This is a genomic window from Legionella bozemanae, assembly GCF_001648595.1.
GTDB classification, from domain to species: domain Bacteria; phylum Pseudomonadota; class Gammaproteobacteria; order Legionellales; family Legionellaceae; genus Legionella; species Legionella bozemanae.
The window spans coordinates 24,682-41,105 of sequence record NZ_LBAW01000012.1; the positions used below are offsets into that span (position 1 = coordinate 24,682).

The following is a 16,424-nucleotide window of genomic DNA, read 5'->3' on the forward strand; positions in this document are numbered from 1 at the left end:
TTATCCTTAATCCTCATGGCTTGCGCCTTCCTTCCCTAGTTCCGCTTTGATATAGAAGCTGTTTTTACTGACGTAGCGTTGTCCCGCAGCAAGTCCTGAAGTCACCTCTGCCCACTGCTCATCCTTTTTTCCTAAAAGTACAGGGGTTGCCTCAAAATAATCACCTTGTTGAACAAAAACCACATCTTTTTCATTTATTTTCTGGATTGCAGAGAGAAGAACAGCGACAGGAACTGTTTTCTTATCGATGATGATGGCTCCATTGATGTACATACCTGGCAACCAGGAGCGTTCTTCATTAGGAAGAATGGCACGAGCCAAATTAGTCTGACTGTCTTCAATGCCTAAAGGGGAGATATAAGAAATGGTACTCAAGGTCTTAGGTTTTCCTTCATCCCCCGTTACGATGACTTCCATTCCTTGTCTTACAAGAGAGGCATCTTTACGATACAAAGTAAAATCTGCCCATACATTCGCTAAATTTGCTACTTCGTAAATCGGTTTGGTATTTTGCGTCAATTCACCATTCGTAGCATTCTTTTGCACAATAGTACCGGTAATCGGTGCGGTAATCGTGTAGTTTTGTAAACTTTCATTACTTTCTACTGTGGCTAATGTTTCTCCTTTCGTGACCTCATCGCCAAGATTTTTAATCATGGATTTGATAATGCCAGGATAACGTGCATAAATCGGTGCCAATGTATCGCGGTTAGGAAGAATTTTTCCTACTACGTTTAATTGAGTTTTGATCTCATGACTTTGTGCTCTTGCAGTGTGTATTTTTGCAGCATTAAGGACCGTTGGGCTAATTTGAACTCGCCCTTCGTACGAGGCATAATACCAATTCATCTGTTTTCCCAAGAACTCCAAGTGAACGGTAACATCAAAAGAATGAGGCTCTTTAATCACTTCATTGCTTTGTAAAAAATGATTAGCAGAACTAAAGGTAACCGTCTCTTTTTTGCCATTAAATCGTGTTAATAAAAGGGTCAACCGCACTTTATCTGGAGAAATAATCTTCCCACTCTCATAAAAATAAGCTCGGAAATGAGGAGGCATCGCACGCTCAAATATTAAAAGCTCAAGACTCAGCTCCCCTTTCTTAAATAAATGACCTCCGTGGGGACCTTTTTCCAGAGTTTCTTGAAAACCGCCCTCCTCAGTCATAGGCGTATTCTTACCCGCCCAGAAAATCAAACTTAAACTAAGTAAAAGAACACACAATAATAGAAAAGAAACCCATGGCTTTGGAAATTTCATTTACTCTCCTTAGTGGGACGAAGTCCTAAAAGTCCCGTAAGCTGAATTAATGCTTTATGATAATCCGCGTGGGCTTGTTGATAGTGTCGTTCCTCTTCATATAATGTATTTAAGGCAAGAGATAATTCAATATAAGTGTATCGTCCCATTTGATAGCCATCTTCAGCAAGTTTTATTGATTTACGGGCTAAAGGTAAAAGTGACTCAGTAACTAAATTTGCCTCGTATTGACTTTGTTGTGCCTGTAAAAAAACATTATAGACATTTTGCCTTACATCAAGTCGTGCTCCTTGATATGCATGTGCTGTTTGCGTCAATTGTGCCTCCGCGGTCAGTATCTTTCCTTGATTTCGATCAAAAACAGGTGCTTGCGCAAAAGCAGAAATTACTGCCGCATTGCTTCCATCATCGGAGAAATGACGCCCACCCAATTGAATATTTAAATCAGGCCAAACTGATTTTTTAACCGCAGTAATCGTTGCCCGCTTTGCTCGCAGTTGCAGTTGCAGTTGCATTAATTGCGGGCTTTGAGGCAGTTTTTTCAAGAGAAATGGCAAATCTAATACCACATCAGGTAACCCTTTATCCACTAAAGGCCTGTCGATTCTTAATCCATCACCTAATAAACGAGCAAGCTTTGCTCGTTGAGAAAGCGCATCGCGCATCGCTTTTTGTTCTTGAATACGCGCCTCACCTAAACGTCCTTGCGCTAATCGCAAATCCAATTCCGTACCCACTCCGGCTTTTACCCTGCGCTCGATCGCGGTCACAATCGTTTCATTCAGGCGAATTAATTTTTTAGTCACTTGATGCCATTGGCCTACATACAAAGCATCAACATAGGCCACACCAACCGATACATAAAGTGCTGCTTTTTGAACTTTAATCTGAGCCAAAGCTGCCAGATAATCTGCATAGGTTGCTTTTTTCAAATAGGAAAGACGATGCCCTAAAGGAATAGGTTGAGTTATAGATGCCGTGGTTTCTGCAGCCTCATAACTAGAATAGCTGCCTGAACCGCCAAAATTTTCAGCAGTTAACGTCAGTTGAGGGTTGGGATAGAGTCCGCTTTGGATAAAATAGCCGCGCATTGCTTGTGCTTTATCCATTTCTGCGTGCAAATCGGGATTATTACGATAGGCAATCTCTAACGCCTCTTTAAAAGTAAGGGGGGCAGCTGCTAGCGCCTCATTATTTATGAAGCTCATCAATAAAACAATGATGAAACCAATATAACGCATTCCTTACCTTTTAACTGTTCCATGATACTTGTCAAAGTGTAACCTGATTTACTTTCGTTTTATACTATCACTGGCATCAATATAAATCCTGTACCATCTACATTTCCAATTACCCACATCTCCCCTACTTTTCTCCTAAGGTTAACCAGAATAAACTAATGAAATGATATAAATTAATATGAACCTGTGTTATAGGTCTGACGAGTAGAGTATGTTTTATCCCAACATGCTTAGTTTGCTCATAGTACATAATTGTTTGGTCCAGGGAAAGATGAAAAAAATAAGGGAAGATGAGCCGCAAGGTCAATATATTTCAGAATTAATCCACGAATTAAAGCAACCAATAACAGCAATCAAAGCCTATTTAGGAGGTTGTGAGCTCAGAATTCAAAAAAACAACTTAAGCGCAGGACAAATACTCAGTATCTTGCAAAAAATTGATGAACAGACTGAGTTGTTGAAAAATAAGATTGACTCCATATATGAGCATGCAGCTCAAGAAACATTCATAGAAAAACCTACTGACATCCATAGCTTTATTACAGAGATTATTTCACTGTATTCCTATGAAATAAAACATCACAATATTAGCTTAATCTTGGATTTTCAGGAAAATTTTTCTAATTTCCCTATTAATGGAGTTCAGATCAGACATGTTTTATTTCGTTTATTGAAACAATGTATTCACACTGTAGAAAAAAATAAGCTTCGCCAACCAAAATTAGAAATCCAAACAAACATAGATAAAAACATGATGAAAATTATAATCATAAGTAACTTTTTAATAAAAGAGGAGGATTTTGAAAAAGGGCTCACTTATTGTCATACCTCTCTCGATAAAGAGAGTGGTGTCTTATTAGCTGAATTATTTGCTCATAGTATTTGTTTTCAACTTACAGCATTTCAACAAAGGTAATGGATATGCCTTCTAATAAAACTGTTTTCGTCGTTGACGATGATCCCGAAATATGCAAATCATTCAAGTGGTTATTTGAATCAATAAGCCTTCAAGTACAAGCCTATGATAATGCCAGAGATTTTCTCGATAGTTACACTAATCAACAGGGGTGTTTAATCATCGATGTACGGATGCCTATAATGAGTGGCTTAGAATTATTGGAGCAATTAAATGCGTCACAAAACAGATTACCAGTAATCGTAATCACAGGTTATGGTGATATTTCAATGGCAATACGCGCAATGAAAGCAGGGGCGGAAGATTTCATTCTTAAGCCCGTTAATCATCAAAATTTATTAGAAGTCACACAAAAATGCCTTAAAAAAAATAATAACAATACAATCTCTCAGTCTAATTTTCATGAGCGAATGAATAGTTTGACCAAACGTGAAAAACAGGTTATGAACTTGGTTGTTGAGGGTAAATTAAATAAACAGATCGCTTATGATCTTAATATATCCATATCGACAGTTGAAGTTCATCGTGCTAATGTCATGAGAAAAATGGAGACTAAATCTTTAGCTGAGCTTATAAAGATTAATCTAATTTATACTAGAGCCATTGATTCTACAGAATGAATCAGTTTGATTTTGTGTATGGTCAAATTTGTTAGAAACATGAAATTGACATTACACGCCATAAAAAAACAGGGATTCGTTAAAACTGGAGCAATGATTTTTCACTCTACCATTAATTCAATCCCATGAAACGAGAAAAAAAGAAAGAGCAATTTATATTATTAATTGAAGATAACAGTGCTGTAAGTGAAGCTTTAGTTTGGGCTTTAGAATATGCCGGGTATACGACAGTGACTGTTAGAAATGGTCAAGAAGCGCTAAATATGCTTGAAGAAGATCCTCTGCCAGCAATTATTTTTTTGGATCTCATGATGCCTGTACTTGATGGTTTTGAATTCCGAGAAAGAAAAAAAGCATCTCAGCGGATTAGAAATATCCCAACAATTATTACTTCTGCTAAAACGAATTTAGAAAAAATGGAAAAAATGCAAAATGAAACTTTTTTATCCAAACCTTTTGATCTAAATGATATGTTTCATATTCTAAAAGAATATAATAATTTAAATGAATAAAAATTATCGCTATCTTCATTTCTCCTGTTAATACCGTGGACATGAAATAGGCAAATGAGTAATCTTCCAAACATCACTTTCTAAATTCACAATGCGCACCAGCCCAAAATGAATGAATATGTGGTGGAATGAACGTAAGTAATTTAATTTGGGAGTCATTATACTGTTCCCAATCCCACAAAAATTGTTCCTCGATTTGCAAGACACCTATTCGCCTCAACTCCTTTTTCAAGGTTAACTGTATGAGCTTTTTTTTAAAAACACCATTACGAAATACATCGGCTGCATTATGGGTTTACCCTATATTTGGATTAAGAAATTTGATATATAGTTAAAGCTCTTAAGAGGAGTATGTATTGTTTAAAAATTACATTATTGTAATCGGAGGATCAGCAGGTGCCATCACTGCACTAGATAGCCTATTAAGTCCATTACCAGCAGATTTTCCTGCTACCATCCTTATAGTAGTGCATATTCCTCCTACCCCAATCAGTAGATTACCTCAAGTCATTAGTCATTTTACTAAAATTCCCGTAGTTAATCCCTTTAATGGATTGCCTTTAGAGAGCAATCGTATTTATGTTGCACCCTCGAATGTTCATATGATTATTGAGAATGACACAATTTCTCTTAAGCATAGTCCTAAAATTAATAAGTGTAGGCCTGCTATTGATCCCTTGTTTTCGTCAGCGGCATATCATCATGAAAACCGTGTCATTGGCATTCTATTAAGTGGTTTATTAAATGATGGCAGTGCTGGCTTAAAAGAAATTAAAGAGCATAAAGGCATCACCATCATTCAATCGTTAGAAGAAGCTGAATATCCTGATATGCCGAAAAATGCGGCCCAAAATACTACTATAGATCATTGTTTGCCAACACATGATATTGCATCGTTACTAATAAAATACATAAATAATCCTTTGCCACCATTAAACTCAAATAAATAAATTTGCTTTAGGATATTAGATGACTACAAAAAAAAATAATATGCGCTCCCAAAAACAAAATCCTATGCCAGAACAATTATCCAATTCTTCGAGCATTGTGGAAAAAAATGTGAAACCCAAAAGTAATTCACCTTTTATTGTAGCAATTGGTGCGTCAGCAGGAGGCTTGGAAGCATTAAAAAATTTATTTTCTCGTTCTAAAACAAATGAGAATCTTGCTTTTACAATAGTGACTCATCTAAGTCCGGATAAAGAAAGCGTATTACCTGAATTATTACAACAATATACCCCACTAAAAGTATTGCCTATGAGCAATTACCAAAAAGTAGAGGCTAATCATGTTTATGTATTACCCCCAGGAAATACCGTGCTTATTCGAAAAGGAATATTGCATTTAGCCCCGATTACTCCTGATACTAAAATGCATCCTATTGATGCCTTTTTTTGCTCCTTAGCTGAAGATCAGGGTTTAAAGAGTATTTGTATTATTCTTTCAGGGGCAGGAAATGATGGTACTATTGGATTGCGCGCAATAGCGAAACAAAAAGGATTGGTTATTGCGCAAATGGCTAAATCCGCTGCCTATGATGTTATGCCAAAAAGTGCAATAAACACTGGGTTAGTTGATTATATTTTTCTTCCTCAACAGATATATCCATTTCTTATTAGCTACATAGCTTATTTTGAAAATAATAAAACGCTTCTCCCCGCAAGCATCTCCGATGAAATACAGCAAATATTAATATTACTTAAAACGAATACCGGCCATGATTTTTCTTTATATAAGCCTAATACCATTTTCCGTCGCATCCAAAAACGATTAAGTATTTTACAAATCGAAAATTTATCAGATTATATGCAATATTTACAGCAACACCTTACTGAAATACAAATTTTATTCAAAGAGCTGCTTATTAATGTCACTCATTTCTTTCGGGATCCCGAGGCGTTTGATGCACTAAAAGAGATATTACTCGAAAAGATTTTATCCAATAAGTCACAAAGTGAAAACTTAAGAATATGGATTCCAGGATGTTCCACTGGAGAAGAAGTTTATTCAATTGCAATTATTTTGCAAGAGTGCATGGAGCAATTAAAATGTCATTTTAAAGTTCAGATTTTTGGCACCGACATTGACGAAGAGGCGATTGAAATTGCACGAGCAGGAATTTTTTCTCTTGAAATTAAAAAAGATGTCTCGGAAGAACGGCTAAAACGTTTTTTTATCCGAGACGAGAATTCTTATAAAATAAACCTTGATATACGAAAAATGATTATTTTTGCAGTGCAAAACGTCATTAAAGATCCACCTTTCACGAATCTTGATTTACTGAGTTGCAGAAATTTATTAATTTATTTAAGCTCGCAGCTACAAAAGAGACTTTTTTCACTCTTTCACTATAGCTTAAAACCTGATGGACTCTTGTTATTAGGAACCTCTGAAGCGATTAGTAGCTCTGTTGATTTGTTTACAATTCTAAATAGACAGTGGAAAATTTTTCAAAGGAAAGGTGGAGCAACAGCATATAACTCAACTATGCATCTACCTTATGCAGCTCAGCATTCAGAATCAATGAACTTACATATTATGGAAAAAAATAATCAAGGTAGTAAACCCAGTTTGTCGCATTTAGTCGAGCATATTTTATTAGATAATTATACCCCGGCTTCTTTCGTTCTCGATGAAAATGGAAATATTATTTATATCTACGGTCGAACCAGTAAATTTATAGAGTTTGCTTCAGGGGAAGTACATTTAAATTTTATTAATATGATACGAACCGAATTAAAGTCTAAAGTTTTGAGCGCAATGCGAAAAGCCTCAGCATCACAAAAAGAAGAAACGCTTATAGGTCTTCCTCTTAAAGAGGGTGCTGAATTCCGGTATGTCAATATAAGAATTAGACCGATCTTCGAAGCAAAATCGTTCAATCGAATGCTTCTTTTATTAGTTTTTGAAGAATTGCCAGCAATAGTCCCACATAATGAACTATCGAAGCAAGAAAAAAAAGGGGAACTTGGCAAAAAAATTATTCAATTAGAACAAGAATTCAAATATACAAAAGAAAGCTTACAATCTACAATTGAAGAATTAGAAACTTCTAATGAAGAACTGAAGTCCAGTAATGAAGAACTGCAATCAACTAATGAAGAATTACAAAGTACTAACGAAGAAATTGAAACCTCAAAAGAAGAATTACAATCTTTAAATGAAGAATTAACTACAGTGAACTCAGAACTAGAAAGCAGAATTGAACAATTATCAAGTGCCAATGATGATATTAAGAATCTCCTTGATAATACAGAAATTGCAACCATTTTTTTAGATAAAGATTTATGCATCAAACGCTTTACTCCCAGAGCAACAGATATTATTAATTTAATTCCAACAGATGTCGGACGTCCTATCAATCATATTGTATCTAATTTGCAATACGATAAATTGACAGACGATGCGCGTAAAGTTCTTAAAACATTAGAATCGAAAACAATAGAAGTAGTTGATAAGAGCGGACGTTGGTATGTCATAAGAATTATTCCCTATCGTACGGTCAATAATATTATTGACGGTATCGTGATTACCTTTTTAAATATTCATAACCAAAAAAAAGCTGAAAATGAATTAATTAAAATAGAAGATGAACTTAAAGCCTCCAAAGCAATTGAAGTTCAATTAATTAATATACTTCCTTATCCAGTTTTACTGTTAGACAAGCATTTCAAGGTCTTTTTAGCCAATAATCGTTTTAACGAACGATTTCTTGAACACAATGAAAGCATTATTGGCCAAAATATTTTCAAATTGAAATTGAAATTTGATCGAAACAAATTGAACCACTTTTTAGAGAAGTTTCTCAGCAAGCAAGATCTTCATTGTGAAGGCGAACTAGAACTTAGCAATACTGCTGTTTGCCAAATCACAGTGCAAAAAATTTCGGGCTCTTTATTATTAATACAATTTAAAACAGATTCATTATAGGAATGCTTGAATAAATTCCAAATATTTTGAGAGAAATTAAATGGATTTAACAGTCAATAGAGAACTATTTGTCCCGATACCAGAGGAAATTAAAAAATTACAAGAGCAGCTGTTGCTCAAACAAAAAGAATTAAATAAAAAAGATCGGGAAATTGATTTCCTTAATTCGGAAATAGATGAATTAAAAAATCAATTTATTGAATTTTATGATTTTAATTCCACGGCTTTTTTTACTATTAATAAAAATTACTTAATACACTCTGTAAATTTTCAAGGCGCCATTTTATTGAATTATGATCGCAATCAGTTGATTCATAAAAATTTTTTAAATTTAATTAATCCTTTTCAGAAAAATAATCTAGAAAAATGCATCCATACCCTAATGGAAAAAAAAATAAAGCAAGTATGTGAGCTGGAATTACTACAAAAAGGAGGAAAACGAAAACAAGTACGTATCGAATGCCTGGTTACAAAGAATGAACACTTAATACGACTTATTCTTAAAGATATTACCTATGTACGCCAATTAGAATCACAACAGATACAGTTAAATCGATCGTTAGAGACGATTACTAATTTGTTGCAAAATGTTTCCGATGCAATAGCCACACTAGATAAAGAATTTTACTTTAAAATTATAAATCCCACTTTTATTAATTTTTTTTCTAGGATTTTTACCATAAAAATTCAAACAGGAATGAATTTTCTTACACTTATTTCCAATTTTTCAGAATATAAACAACAACTAATCAAAGCATGTCATCAAGCTCTTTTAGGAGAAGAAACCACCATTTTAATTGAAAATTCGAGTGAATTATATGAAGCTAATTTTTGTTTTGAAATCAATTTTAATCCTATTTATAACCACTCATCCCAAAACAATGAAATTATTTTGCTTATTAAAGATTTAACCGAATTTTATTTACAAAAAAAATTAAAAATGAAAGAGCAAGCAAAATTAGCTCATGCAATTCGCTTGAATACAATGGAAGGAATGGCATCAGCATTGTCTCATGAAATTAATCAGCCTTTAACTGCCATTTTTCTTTATGGTCAGACGTGTCTTTTACAAATCAAAGAACACATTGAAAAAAATAAATTAGATCCGAGTCCATTAGCCTTGTTGAATAAAATTATTTTACAGGCAAAACATGCCAGTGAAGTAATGAGTCGTATGAAAAGCTTTATTTATCAAAATGTGCATTTTCCAGAAAGAGCGGATATCAATACCTTAATTCAAGACACCATGATTTTTTTAGATTATGAGTTAACACATTCAAAATTAAAAATTAATTTAATTTTAGAAGAGGAGCTCCCTAAATTAGATATTGATAGAATTCAAATCATGCAAATCATTATCAACTTAACGCGAAATAGCATTGAAGCGATGCAAGAAAATACAAGCCAAACTCCTGAGCTCACCATTCAAACAAAGAATAAAGATGAATACATTGAAATTCATTTCCGTGACAATGGACCAGGAATCATTCCTGAGCATAAAGATAAAATTTTACACTCTTATTTTACCACCAAAGCCCAAGGAACTGGTTTGGGGCTTACTATTTGTAGAAACCTCCTTGAAGCCCATGGCGGTAAACTTTATGTGCAGAATCATGAGGGCATAGGCGCTTGGTTTATTTGCACTTTACCCAAACACAGGGTGTGACTAAACATTAAGATCATTTAGAATCACCAATACGATTACCTCGTGATTCTAAATTATCTTACTATTAAAATAGGATTTCAAATATGTTAACTACTTTGTCAAGAACTTTTATTTTGACCAGCTTTTTTTCAGGAATTTTTATCAATTCATCATTTGCACATTCTCACCACGAAACAAGTTCTATAGGAAATCCAGTGAATGCAACAAAGGCCACCAAAACGATTAAAGTGACTGCTTCTGATGATATGCGCTTTAATTTTTTACAAGCCCCCAAAGTTCATGATGGTGAAATCATAACATTTGAAGTGACCAATATAGGAAAAGTAGTTCATGAATTTTCTATAGGCGATGAAAAAGAACAAAAAGAACATCAAAAAATGATGCGTACCATGCCAGGTTTGGTTCATAAAGATGGTAATACCATCACAATTAATCCTGGTGAAACTAAAACATTGACTTGGCAATTTAAAGCAAATCCAAAGCATGATGTTGTATTTGCCTGTAATATCCCAGGCCATTTTGAAGCAGGCATGTATATGAAAGTGAAAACGGCCAAACTGGACAGAAACTCTGTAGTCATAGGTATTAGGGGATCAGTGAGCTAAGTGCTGTTCCACTTAGCAATTGGCAATCAACACATTCCAGTTTTCCTTAGTTTTTATAAGTAAGACCTCGATTGTAAAAAAAACATACGGGAATTAAAATTGCCAATTCCTGATTAAAGAATGCAGCATTTTTTTCAGAAAACAAGAAAAACAAGTTCTACCATGTGTGCAATATGTCTCGATGAGTGTATCGGAGCAATCTAATGAATGGAGTTATTATGGATAATAAAAACATAGAGCCGCTGTTTGAAGAAGTTGACAAACAAATAGATGGAATTGTATTGCATCTGTTAAAAAAATATGCGCTAAAAAATGAATTTTTACCAACGCTTGATGCTCATTTGCAGGAAGAGAATAGAGCAGAAACCCTTGCCCCATCAATTTAGTTATACACATTAAGAATTTCTTGCCGCTACTCATAATAAGGATATCGTGATGAAATTTGATCAACATACAACATGGATTCTGACTGCAGATACAAGCACTTGCAGAATCTATAAATCGACCACAAAACCTTATCAATTCTCACTGGTCAAAGAACTTTTTCATCCTGAAGCTAAGCTTAGAGATATTGAGATGACATCAAGTAAATCGGGACGCTTCAACACCGGAACCACCACTCAAGGAACATATACCCAACAATCCGATCCAAAAGAAATCGAGAACGATAATTTTGCAAGAGAAATTGCAGAAGAGCTGGATAATGGTAGGAATAATCACGACTATGACAGACTCATTATCGTCGCACCGCCTCATATGAATGGGCTTTTATTACAGCACACAAACAAACATATCAATAATTTGATAACTTATAACATTAAGAATGACGTGATTCATTTAACAGAGCAAAAATTATCTGATTTTCTACGAGAACATTTGCCAATGTAAAAATTAGAAATTCCGCGGACTAAACCGCGGAATTTTAAGCAGGTGATCATTAACTATCAAATAGCGCTATCTTTTTTAACTCACATCCATGAGCCTAGACCACTTGAACCTCTTGTGCCAAGAGACCTTTTTGCCCTTTTCCTTGCTTAAACAACACAGACGCCCCTTCTCTAAGTGTCTTAAAGCCACTTCCTTGAATGGAACTGAAATGCACAAAATAATCCTGGCCATCACTTTGGATAAATCCGAAACCTTTGCGTTCGTTAAACCATTTTACAGTCCCTTTTATCTTTTCTGACATTGTCATTATTCCTTTATTATTAGCAGTTCAGAACTAAATGTCTTTTAGTTGAAGGTACACTTAATGAACTCATTTCAAGTACTTCAAATAACTGTAAATCAAGAATAATTTCATCTTAATTTCCAGATATTTTTTACACAATTGAGGATTTTGCTTATAAAAACTAAGGGAAATGGGGGCATTAATCATGATCAATTGATAAGAAGTGATTTTTGCTGTAAGAAAAATCCAGCGCAATAAAACATCGGGTTTCTTAATAAATGGTTACCTTATTCTGCAGGTTTTGTTAGCATTTAATTCACAACGATTATTACTACATTACAGTTTGAACTTTTTTTCCATAGTCCGAATCATGTTCTGCTAAATAATTTTTTAAGCTTTCTGGCATTGCCTCTCTTAGGTTATGCTGATCCATAAAATCAGCTAAACTCTCATCTTTATCCTTTTCAATTGCTCCTTTTTCAATAACTCTTTCAAATAATTTGCCAAACTTGCTGCCTTTAGCCATATTAGTTTTATATGGTCATCCGCCATTTGGCTTATGTCTTGTGTACGCGTAATTTTTTCACCTATTTCGTTGATAGGATGCTGAAGAGATGATTCAAAGAATTATCGTATTGCCTTTTTTGGGGAGGATATCTGTTTAAGAAAAGTTCTTGTTTGTATAATTTCGTTCTCTAGTTTAGACGAGGCCATTTACTTTCTCCTCTTTGATTGGAGTATTATCAAAAGCCCATGGGCTTCTTACCCTGCTAAGAAAAATTGAATAACACTAAACCATTATTATCGTCACCGTTGCTAATTCTGCAAAACCAATCAACAACCAATTTTTGCTTCTTCAAAACGGGATCGATGAAATCCACATGCAGTGTCGCGGTGTTATCTTCAAAAACACTTAAACGACCAGAAAATGTTAAGAATTCTCCTGTGGGTTTCTCTATAAAAATTTTCATGGAGGTAGTCACGGTATCGATTAATTGATCATCAATATCCTCTTTACCATGAAAAAACTGGGTAAAATTAAAGCGCGTTGTAGCTCCATTTAATCTTCTTTTTGCTTGAGTCGAAAGTTCAGGACCTGTGACCTGGCAATTATCAAAATGAATAATTGCGCGGACATCACTACCACTCTCAACGGCTTGTACAAGTTGAGGAAAATCAGTGATATTATTCGTAAATGAATTAGCATGACTTAAGGGAAACAACAAGAAGGTCGTAACTACCACTGATTGCCAAATTCTCATTTATGTCCTCCATGACTCTTTTCCTCATTTGGAGCTCCTCTTAACCAGAATAAATCGTATTGAGCTAATTAACCCATGAGGCCTCAGATACCTTAATTGTAGAACGAATTATCCTTTTTTCCATTTTTTTATCTATAATTTAAAAAAGTTTTAATGTTGTAAAAATTATGGTCAGAGCAGTATCCGAAACAGTTACTCTATTAAAAAAACATTTAAAAAATAAAAAAAGGACACATTTTTTAAACGGATCATTCCACTCTCGTCAGTCTAATGACTCTTCTCACTCAATTTGATGCGCTGAAATACCTACCAGACGACGACACAGAAAAGACAAAAAGGAACGAGTGCATCAGTTCACATTCATGTACCATAATTTAAACTTCAATCATACATAAAATGTTGTAAATCAAACGAATAGCTTAGACACTTTACCTGCCGCTTCATTCACAAATAGACCCTGTGTTGCTTTCGTTTGCGGATTATGATTTGATTTTGATAAAGGACTTCACTGATTCGTAAAATGGAATACGTCGTCTATGTACTGCTTTTAGTCTCTCTACTGATTGTAGTAATGCACCAGTTTAAGCTCATTTCATTAAATCGCTTATCTTTATCAAAACAGAATGCTTTAGAACATGAAGATTTATTAACTCTTTTTGATAAATTTAATTACAAACATGAAGACGGCGTTTGTCATGGCTTTACGTTAACCTGGGCACAAGAAGCAGCACTTGGATTAGATTATCAATTTTATAATCGGCTCAATCTGATTAAGCGAGAAAAAAAAACATTACCCGATACACTACAAGTAATTAGTGAGAAAATAAGATCCAGCCAAACTCTATCCAGAAAAGAACAAAAGCGAAATGAAGTAAGACCTTTTCTTGAAGCCATATGTCTCGCTCAATCCCCCGACGATTATCATGAGATTTATGCTCAAGTGATTCAACAATCTAATATTGATATGATTTATAAGATGATTCAACTTAATCTCTATAGGAATCAAAACACCGTCAAGAACCTGTTTAGTAAAACAATAAGTTTGGCATCGCCGCAAAGCGTCAAAGAATTTTTACAACAACTGTATATTATCCTCCCAGCTAAAAGTCATGTTGTGGTGATTTGCAGTAGTGAGGAACATACCGTTGGTTTTAAAAAGCATAAGGACAATACATGGTTATTCATGGATATCAATCACTTATATGAACAAAATGAAGAATACCCTTATCAATTATTAACCAGTGAGGAACTCTGTCCCATACTTTATAAATCTCTCTTTGAATCCAGTAGAAGTTTGGTATTTCACTGCTCTTTTATCGCAACATCAGGAAAACGGAATTTAGTGCAAAAAATCCGAGCAATTGATGATTTATATCCTGTCGATTCAGAGATTATCCAAACCACTAATTGTCGCGGCTATGGCGCGCTTGCTCTGGCAGTTCAAAATGATGATAGAAGTACAGTATGGAAAATACTACGATTACACAATAAATCACCGGTTATCAGCCAATCCGAATTAGAGAATGCATTCTTTTATGCGGCGGCCTGCAATCGGTCGAGCATTATGCATCAACTAATAAATATTCCCAAAATCGATATCAACAGTCCTTGTAGTCAGGATGACTCTCCGCTGGGAGTGGCTTGCAGATATGGCAATGACCGTATTGTGCAATTGTTGCTTCGCGATGCCAATATTAATGTGAATATGCAAAACTCCAAAGGAATGACTCCCTTAATGCTTGCCTGTAAATCATCTTATACACAAAAAAATCCTGCATTATTTAAGCTGCTTTTAGCAGCCAAAGCCAATGTGACCCTCACCAACGTCGATGGCGAAACAGCGCTTGATATTGCCAAGAAACACAATAATCAGGCAGCACTAAATGTTCTGGTGTCTTGTAGTTCCCAAACTGTCTCTAAATACAGTTCTGATTTATCACATAGCCGCTCTTCTGCAACAATGCCAACATCAGGTACTCTTTTAAATCATTCTTTTTTTGATAAACACAATAAATCTATGGACAGGCCTGCCCAAGGGCCGTTGCAAATTGCTGGACATTCAAAAGTTACCAATTGATACTTAAGTGCATTTTGCGTTATAACACATATTGGATCAATTCAGCAGACATTGGAGTCTCATCATCATCATGAAAAAAATAATATTAATTACTGGGACCTCTTCTGGCCTAGGTTTAAGCGTATCGATAAAGCTTGCGGAGCAAGGCCATACTGTTTATGCAAGTATGCGTAATCTTGATAAAGCAGAGCAAATAAAGCAAGCCATAGCAAAGAAGAATCTCAATATTCATTTAATTCAGATGGACGTTGAGTCTACAGAGAGTGTTGCCCGTGCTGTTGCAACCATTCTTGAGCAAAACGGCCGTATTGATTGTCTGATCAATAATGCAGGAATAGGTTTTGTAGAAACCACTGAGAAAGCCTCAGAAGCAAAGATAAACCAGGTTATGAATATTAATTTTATGGGAGTTGTCCGAACAATCAAAGCAGTATTGCCTGCAATGCGCCAAGCCAAATCCGGGAAAATTATTAACATCACCTCCATTGGCGGTTTAATTGGACAGCCATTTAATGAAATTTATTGTGCCTCTAAATTTGCAGTAGAAGGCTTGACTGAAAGTATGGCAAGTTACATACAACCCTTTTTTAATATTAAATTCACAGCCATTGAACCAGGAGGTATTGTTTCAGAATTTTCTACAAATGTTATTAAAAACAGTGCCATCGACTTCTCAGAAAATGACGAATATGCTCCCATATTTAAACGGTATTTTGAAGAGGCACGAGATCGTTTTAAAAATGCATCCACGCTTGATGTTTATCAAAGCAGCGACCAAGTTGCGGATTGTGTCCTTGACGTAGTGAACAGTAAAAATCCTCCATTGAGAATCAGAACATCGGAATGGGCAGAAGATTTCTGTAAACTTAAAACGCAAGCTGATCCTATGGGAACTAAATCCGTTGCCACTGTTTATAAATTATTTTTGGCCCAGGAATCTACGGATAAATCAGTTATTTAGAAGGTTGAGCAGGCGTAGGGCGAATCTTGGTCTTATTTTTAGCACAACGCGCGCAAACTTATTTTTTAATAATGAAAATAACAAAATAGGAGAATGATAAAGATATGAATTCCAAAGAATATAATGTTTACAAAATACTGGAAAAAGATGCAAATCTCAAAATAAGTCAACAAGAATTTGAAGTAAAAGGAGTGTGCAAAAGC

Annotated in this window: 16 protein-coding genes; 11 read left to right on the forward strand and 5 right to left on the reverse strand. The window is 34.9% G+C overall.

All coding sequences use genetic code 11. From position 1 onward, the window contains the following. Nucleotides 1–6: 6 nt before the first annotated feature. Together A8O27_RS10210 and A8O27_RS10215 are read right to left on the reverse strand one after the other, a co-directional pair. Complete coding sequence (locus tag A8O27_RS10210; RefSeq protein WP_058460743.1) at nt 7–1,260, reverse strand: efflux RND transporter periplasmic adaptor subunit; 1,254 nt, start codon at nt 1,258–1,260, stop codon at nt 7–9. Further along, on the reverse strand, nt 1,257–2,468 hold the full coding sequence (locus A8O27_RS10215) for a TolC family protein (RefSeq protein WP_374930665.1): 1,212 nt from the start codon (nt 2,466–2,468) through the stop codon (nt 1,257–1,259). Before A8O27_RS10215 ends, A8O27_RS10210 begins: the two co-directional genes overlap by 4 nt. Nucleotides 2,469–2,772: 304 nt before the next feature. On the opposite strand from A8O27_RS10215, the gene A8O27_RS10220 reads away from it, so the two are divergent. The 9 genes from A8O27_RS10220 (at nt 2,773) to A8O27_RS10255 (ending at nt 11,638) form a co-directional block, all read left to right on the forward strand. Further along, nucleotides 2,773–3,417 carry a sensor histidine kinase gene (locus tag A8O27_RS10220; protein ID WP_058460780.1) on the forward strand — a complete coding sequence of 215 codons (645 nt, stop codon included), beginning with the start codon at nt 2,773–2,775 and terminating at the stop codon, nt 3,415–3,417. A gap of 5 nt (nt 3,418–3,422) precedes the next feature. Beyond that, on the forward strand, nt 3,423–4,037 hold the full coding sequence (locus A8O27_RS10225; protein WP_058460741.1) for a response regulator transcription factor: 615 nt from the start codon (nt 3,423–3,425) through the stop codon (nt 4,035–4,037). Nucleotides 4,038–4,162: 125 nt separating this feature from the next. Then, nucleotides 4,163–4,549: a response regulator gene (locus tag A8O27_RS10230; RefSeq protein ID WP_058460740.1), complete on the forward strand. Its 387-nt coding sequence runs from the start codon at nt 4,163–4,165 to the stop codon at nt 4,547–4,549. A 356-nt stretch (nt 4,550–4,905) separates the two neighbouring features. After that, nucleotides 4,906–5,499: a chemotaxis protein CheB gene (locus A8O27_RS10235; RefSeq protein WP_058460739.1), complete on the forward strand. Its 594-nt coding sequence runs from the start codon at nt 4,906–4,908 to the stop codon at nt 5,497–5,499. A 19-nt stretch (nt 5,500–5,518) separates the two neighbouring features. Further along, nucleotides 5,519–8,479, forward strand: coding sequence for a CheR family methyltransferase (locus A8O27_RS10240; RefSeq protein ID WP_058460738.1), 2,961 nt, complete (start codon nt 5,519–5,521; stop codon nt 8,477–8,479). 40 nt (nt 8,480–8,519) lie between these two features. Beyond that, nucleotides 8,520–10,145: a PAS domain-containing sensor histidine kinase gene (locus A8O27_RS10245; protein WP_058460737.1), complete on the forward strand. Its 1,626-nt coding sequence runs from the start codon at nt 8,520–8,522 to the stop codon at nt 10,143–10,145. An 83-nt stretch (nt 10,146–10,228) separates the two neighbouring features. Continuing rightward, complete coding sequence (locus A8O27_RS10250) at nt 10,229–10,750, forward strand: cupredoxin domain-containing protein (protein ID WP_058460736.1); 522 nt, start codon at nt 10,229–10,231, stop codon at nt 10,748–10,750. A 218-nt stretch (nt 10,751–10,968) separates the two neighbouring features. Then, nucleotides 10,969–11,136: a hypothetical protein gene (locus tag A8O27_RS19030; RefSeq protein ID WP_165483278.1), complete on the forward strand. Its 168-nt coding sequence runs from the start codon at nt 10,969–10,971 to the stop codon at nt 11,134–11,136. A gap of 49 nt (nt 11,137–11,185) precedes the next feature. Further along, nucleotides 11,186–11,638 carry a host attachment protein gene (locus A8O27_RS10255; RefSeq protein ID WP_058460735.1) on the forward strand — a complete coding sequence of 151 codons (453 nt, stop codon included), beginning with the start codon at nt 11,186–11,188 and terminating at the stop codon, nt 11,636–11,638. Between the two features lie 94 nt (nt 11,639–11,732). Here the strand turns inward: A8O27_RS10255 and A8O27_RS10260 are convergent, their stop codons facing one another. The 3 genes from A8O27_RS10260 to A8O27_RS10270 form a co-directional block, all read right to left on the reverse strand. Then, nucleotides 11,733–11,939 (reverse strand): cold-shock protein, encoded by a 207-nt coding sequence (locus tag A8O27_RS10260; RefSeq protein WP_058460734.1) that lies wholly within the window; start codon nt 11,937–11,939, stop codon nt 11,733–11,735. A gap of 313 nt (nt 11,940–12,252) precedes the next feature. Further along, complete coding sequence (locus A8O27_RS10265; RefSeq protein WP_058460733.1) at nt 12,253–12,447, reverse strand: hypothetical protein; 195 nt, start codon at nt 12,445–12,447, stop codon at nt 12,253–12,255. Between the two features lie 244 nt (nt 12,448–12,691). After that, nucleotides 12,692–13,183 (reverse strand): VirK family protein, encoded by a 492-nt coding sequence (locus A8O27_RS10270; RefSeq protein WP_058460732.1) that lies wholly within the window; start codon nt 13,181–13,183, stop codon nt 12,692–12,694. Nucleotides 13,184–13,703: 520 nt separating this feature from the next. On the opposite strand from A8O27_RS10270, the gene ankG reads away from it, so the two are divergent. Beyond that, nucleotides 13,704–15,260, forward strand: a complete 1,557-nt coding sequence (gene ankG, locus A8O27_RS10275; protein ID WP_082642492.1) for a Dot/Icm T4SS effector AnkG/AnkZ/LegA7 — start codon at nt 13,704–13,706, stop codon at nt 15,258–15,260. A gap of 70 nt (nt 15,261–15,330) precedes the next feature. Then, a complete protein-coding gene (locus A8O27_RS10280) occupies nt 15,331–16,221 on the forward strand; it encodes an SDR family oxidoreductase (protein WP_058460730.1) in 891 nt (296 codons plus the stop codon). Nucleotides 16,222–16,424: the final 203 nt, after the last annotated feature.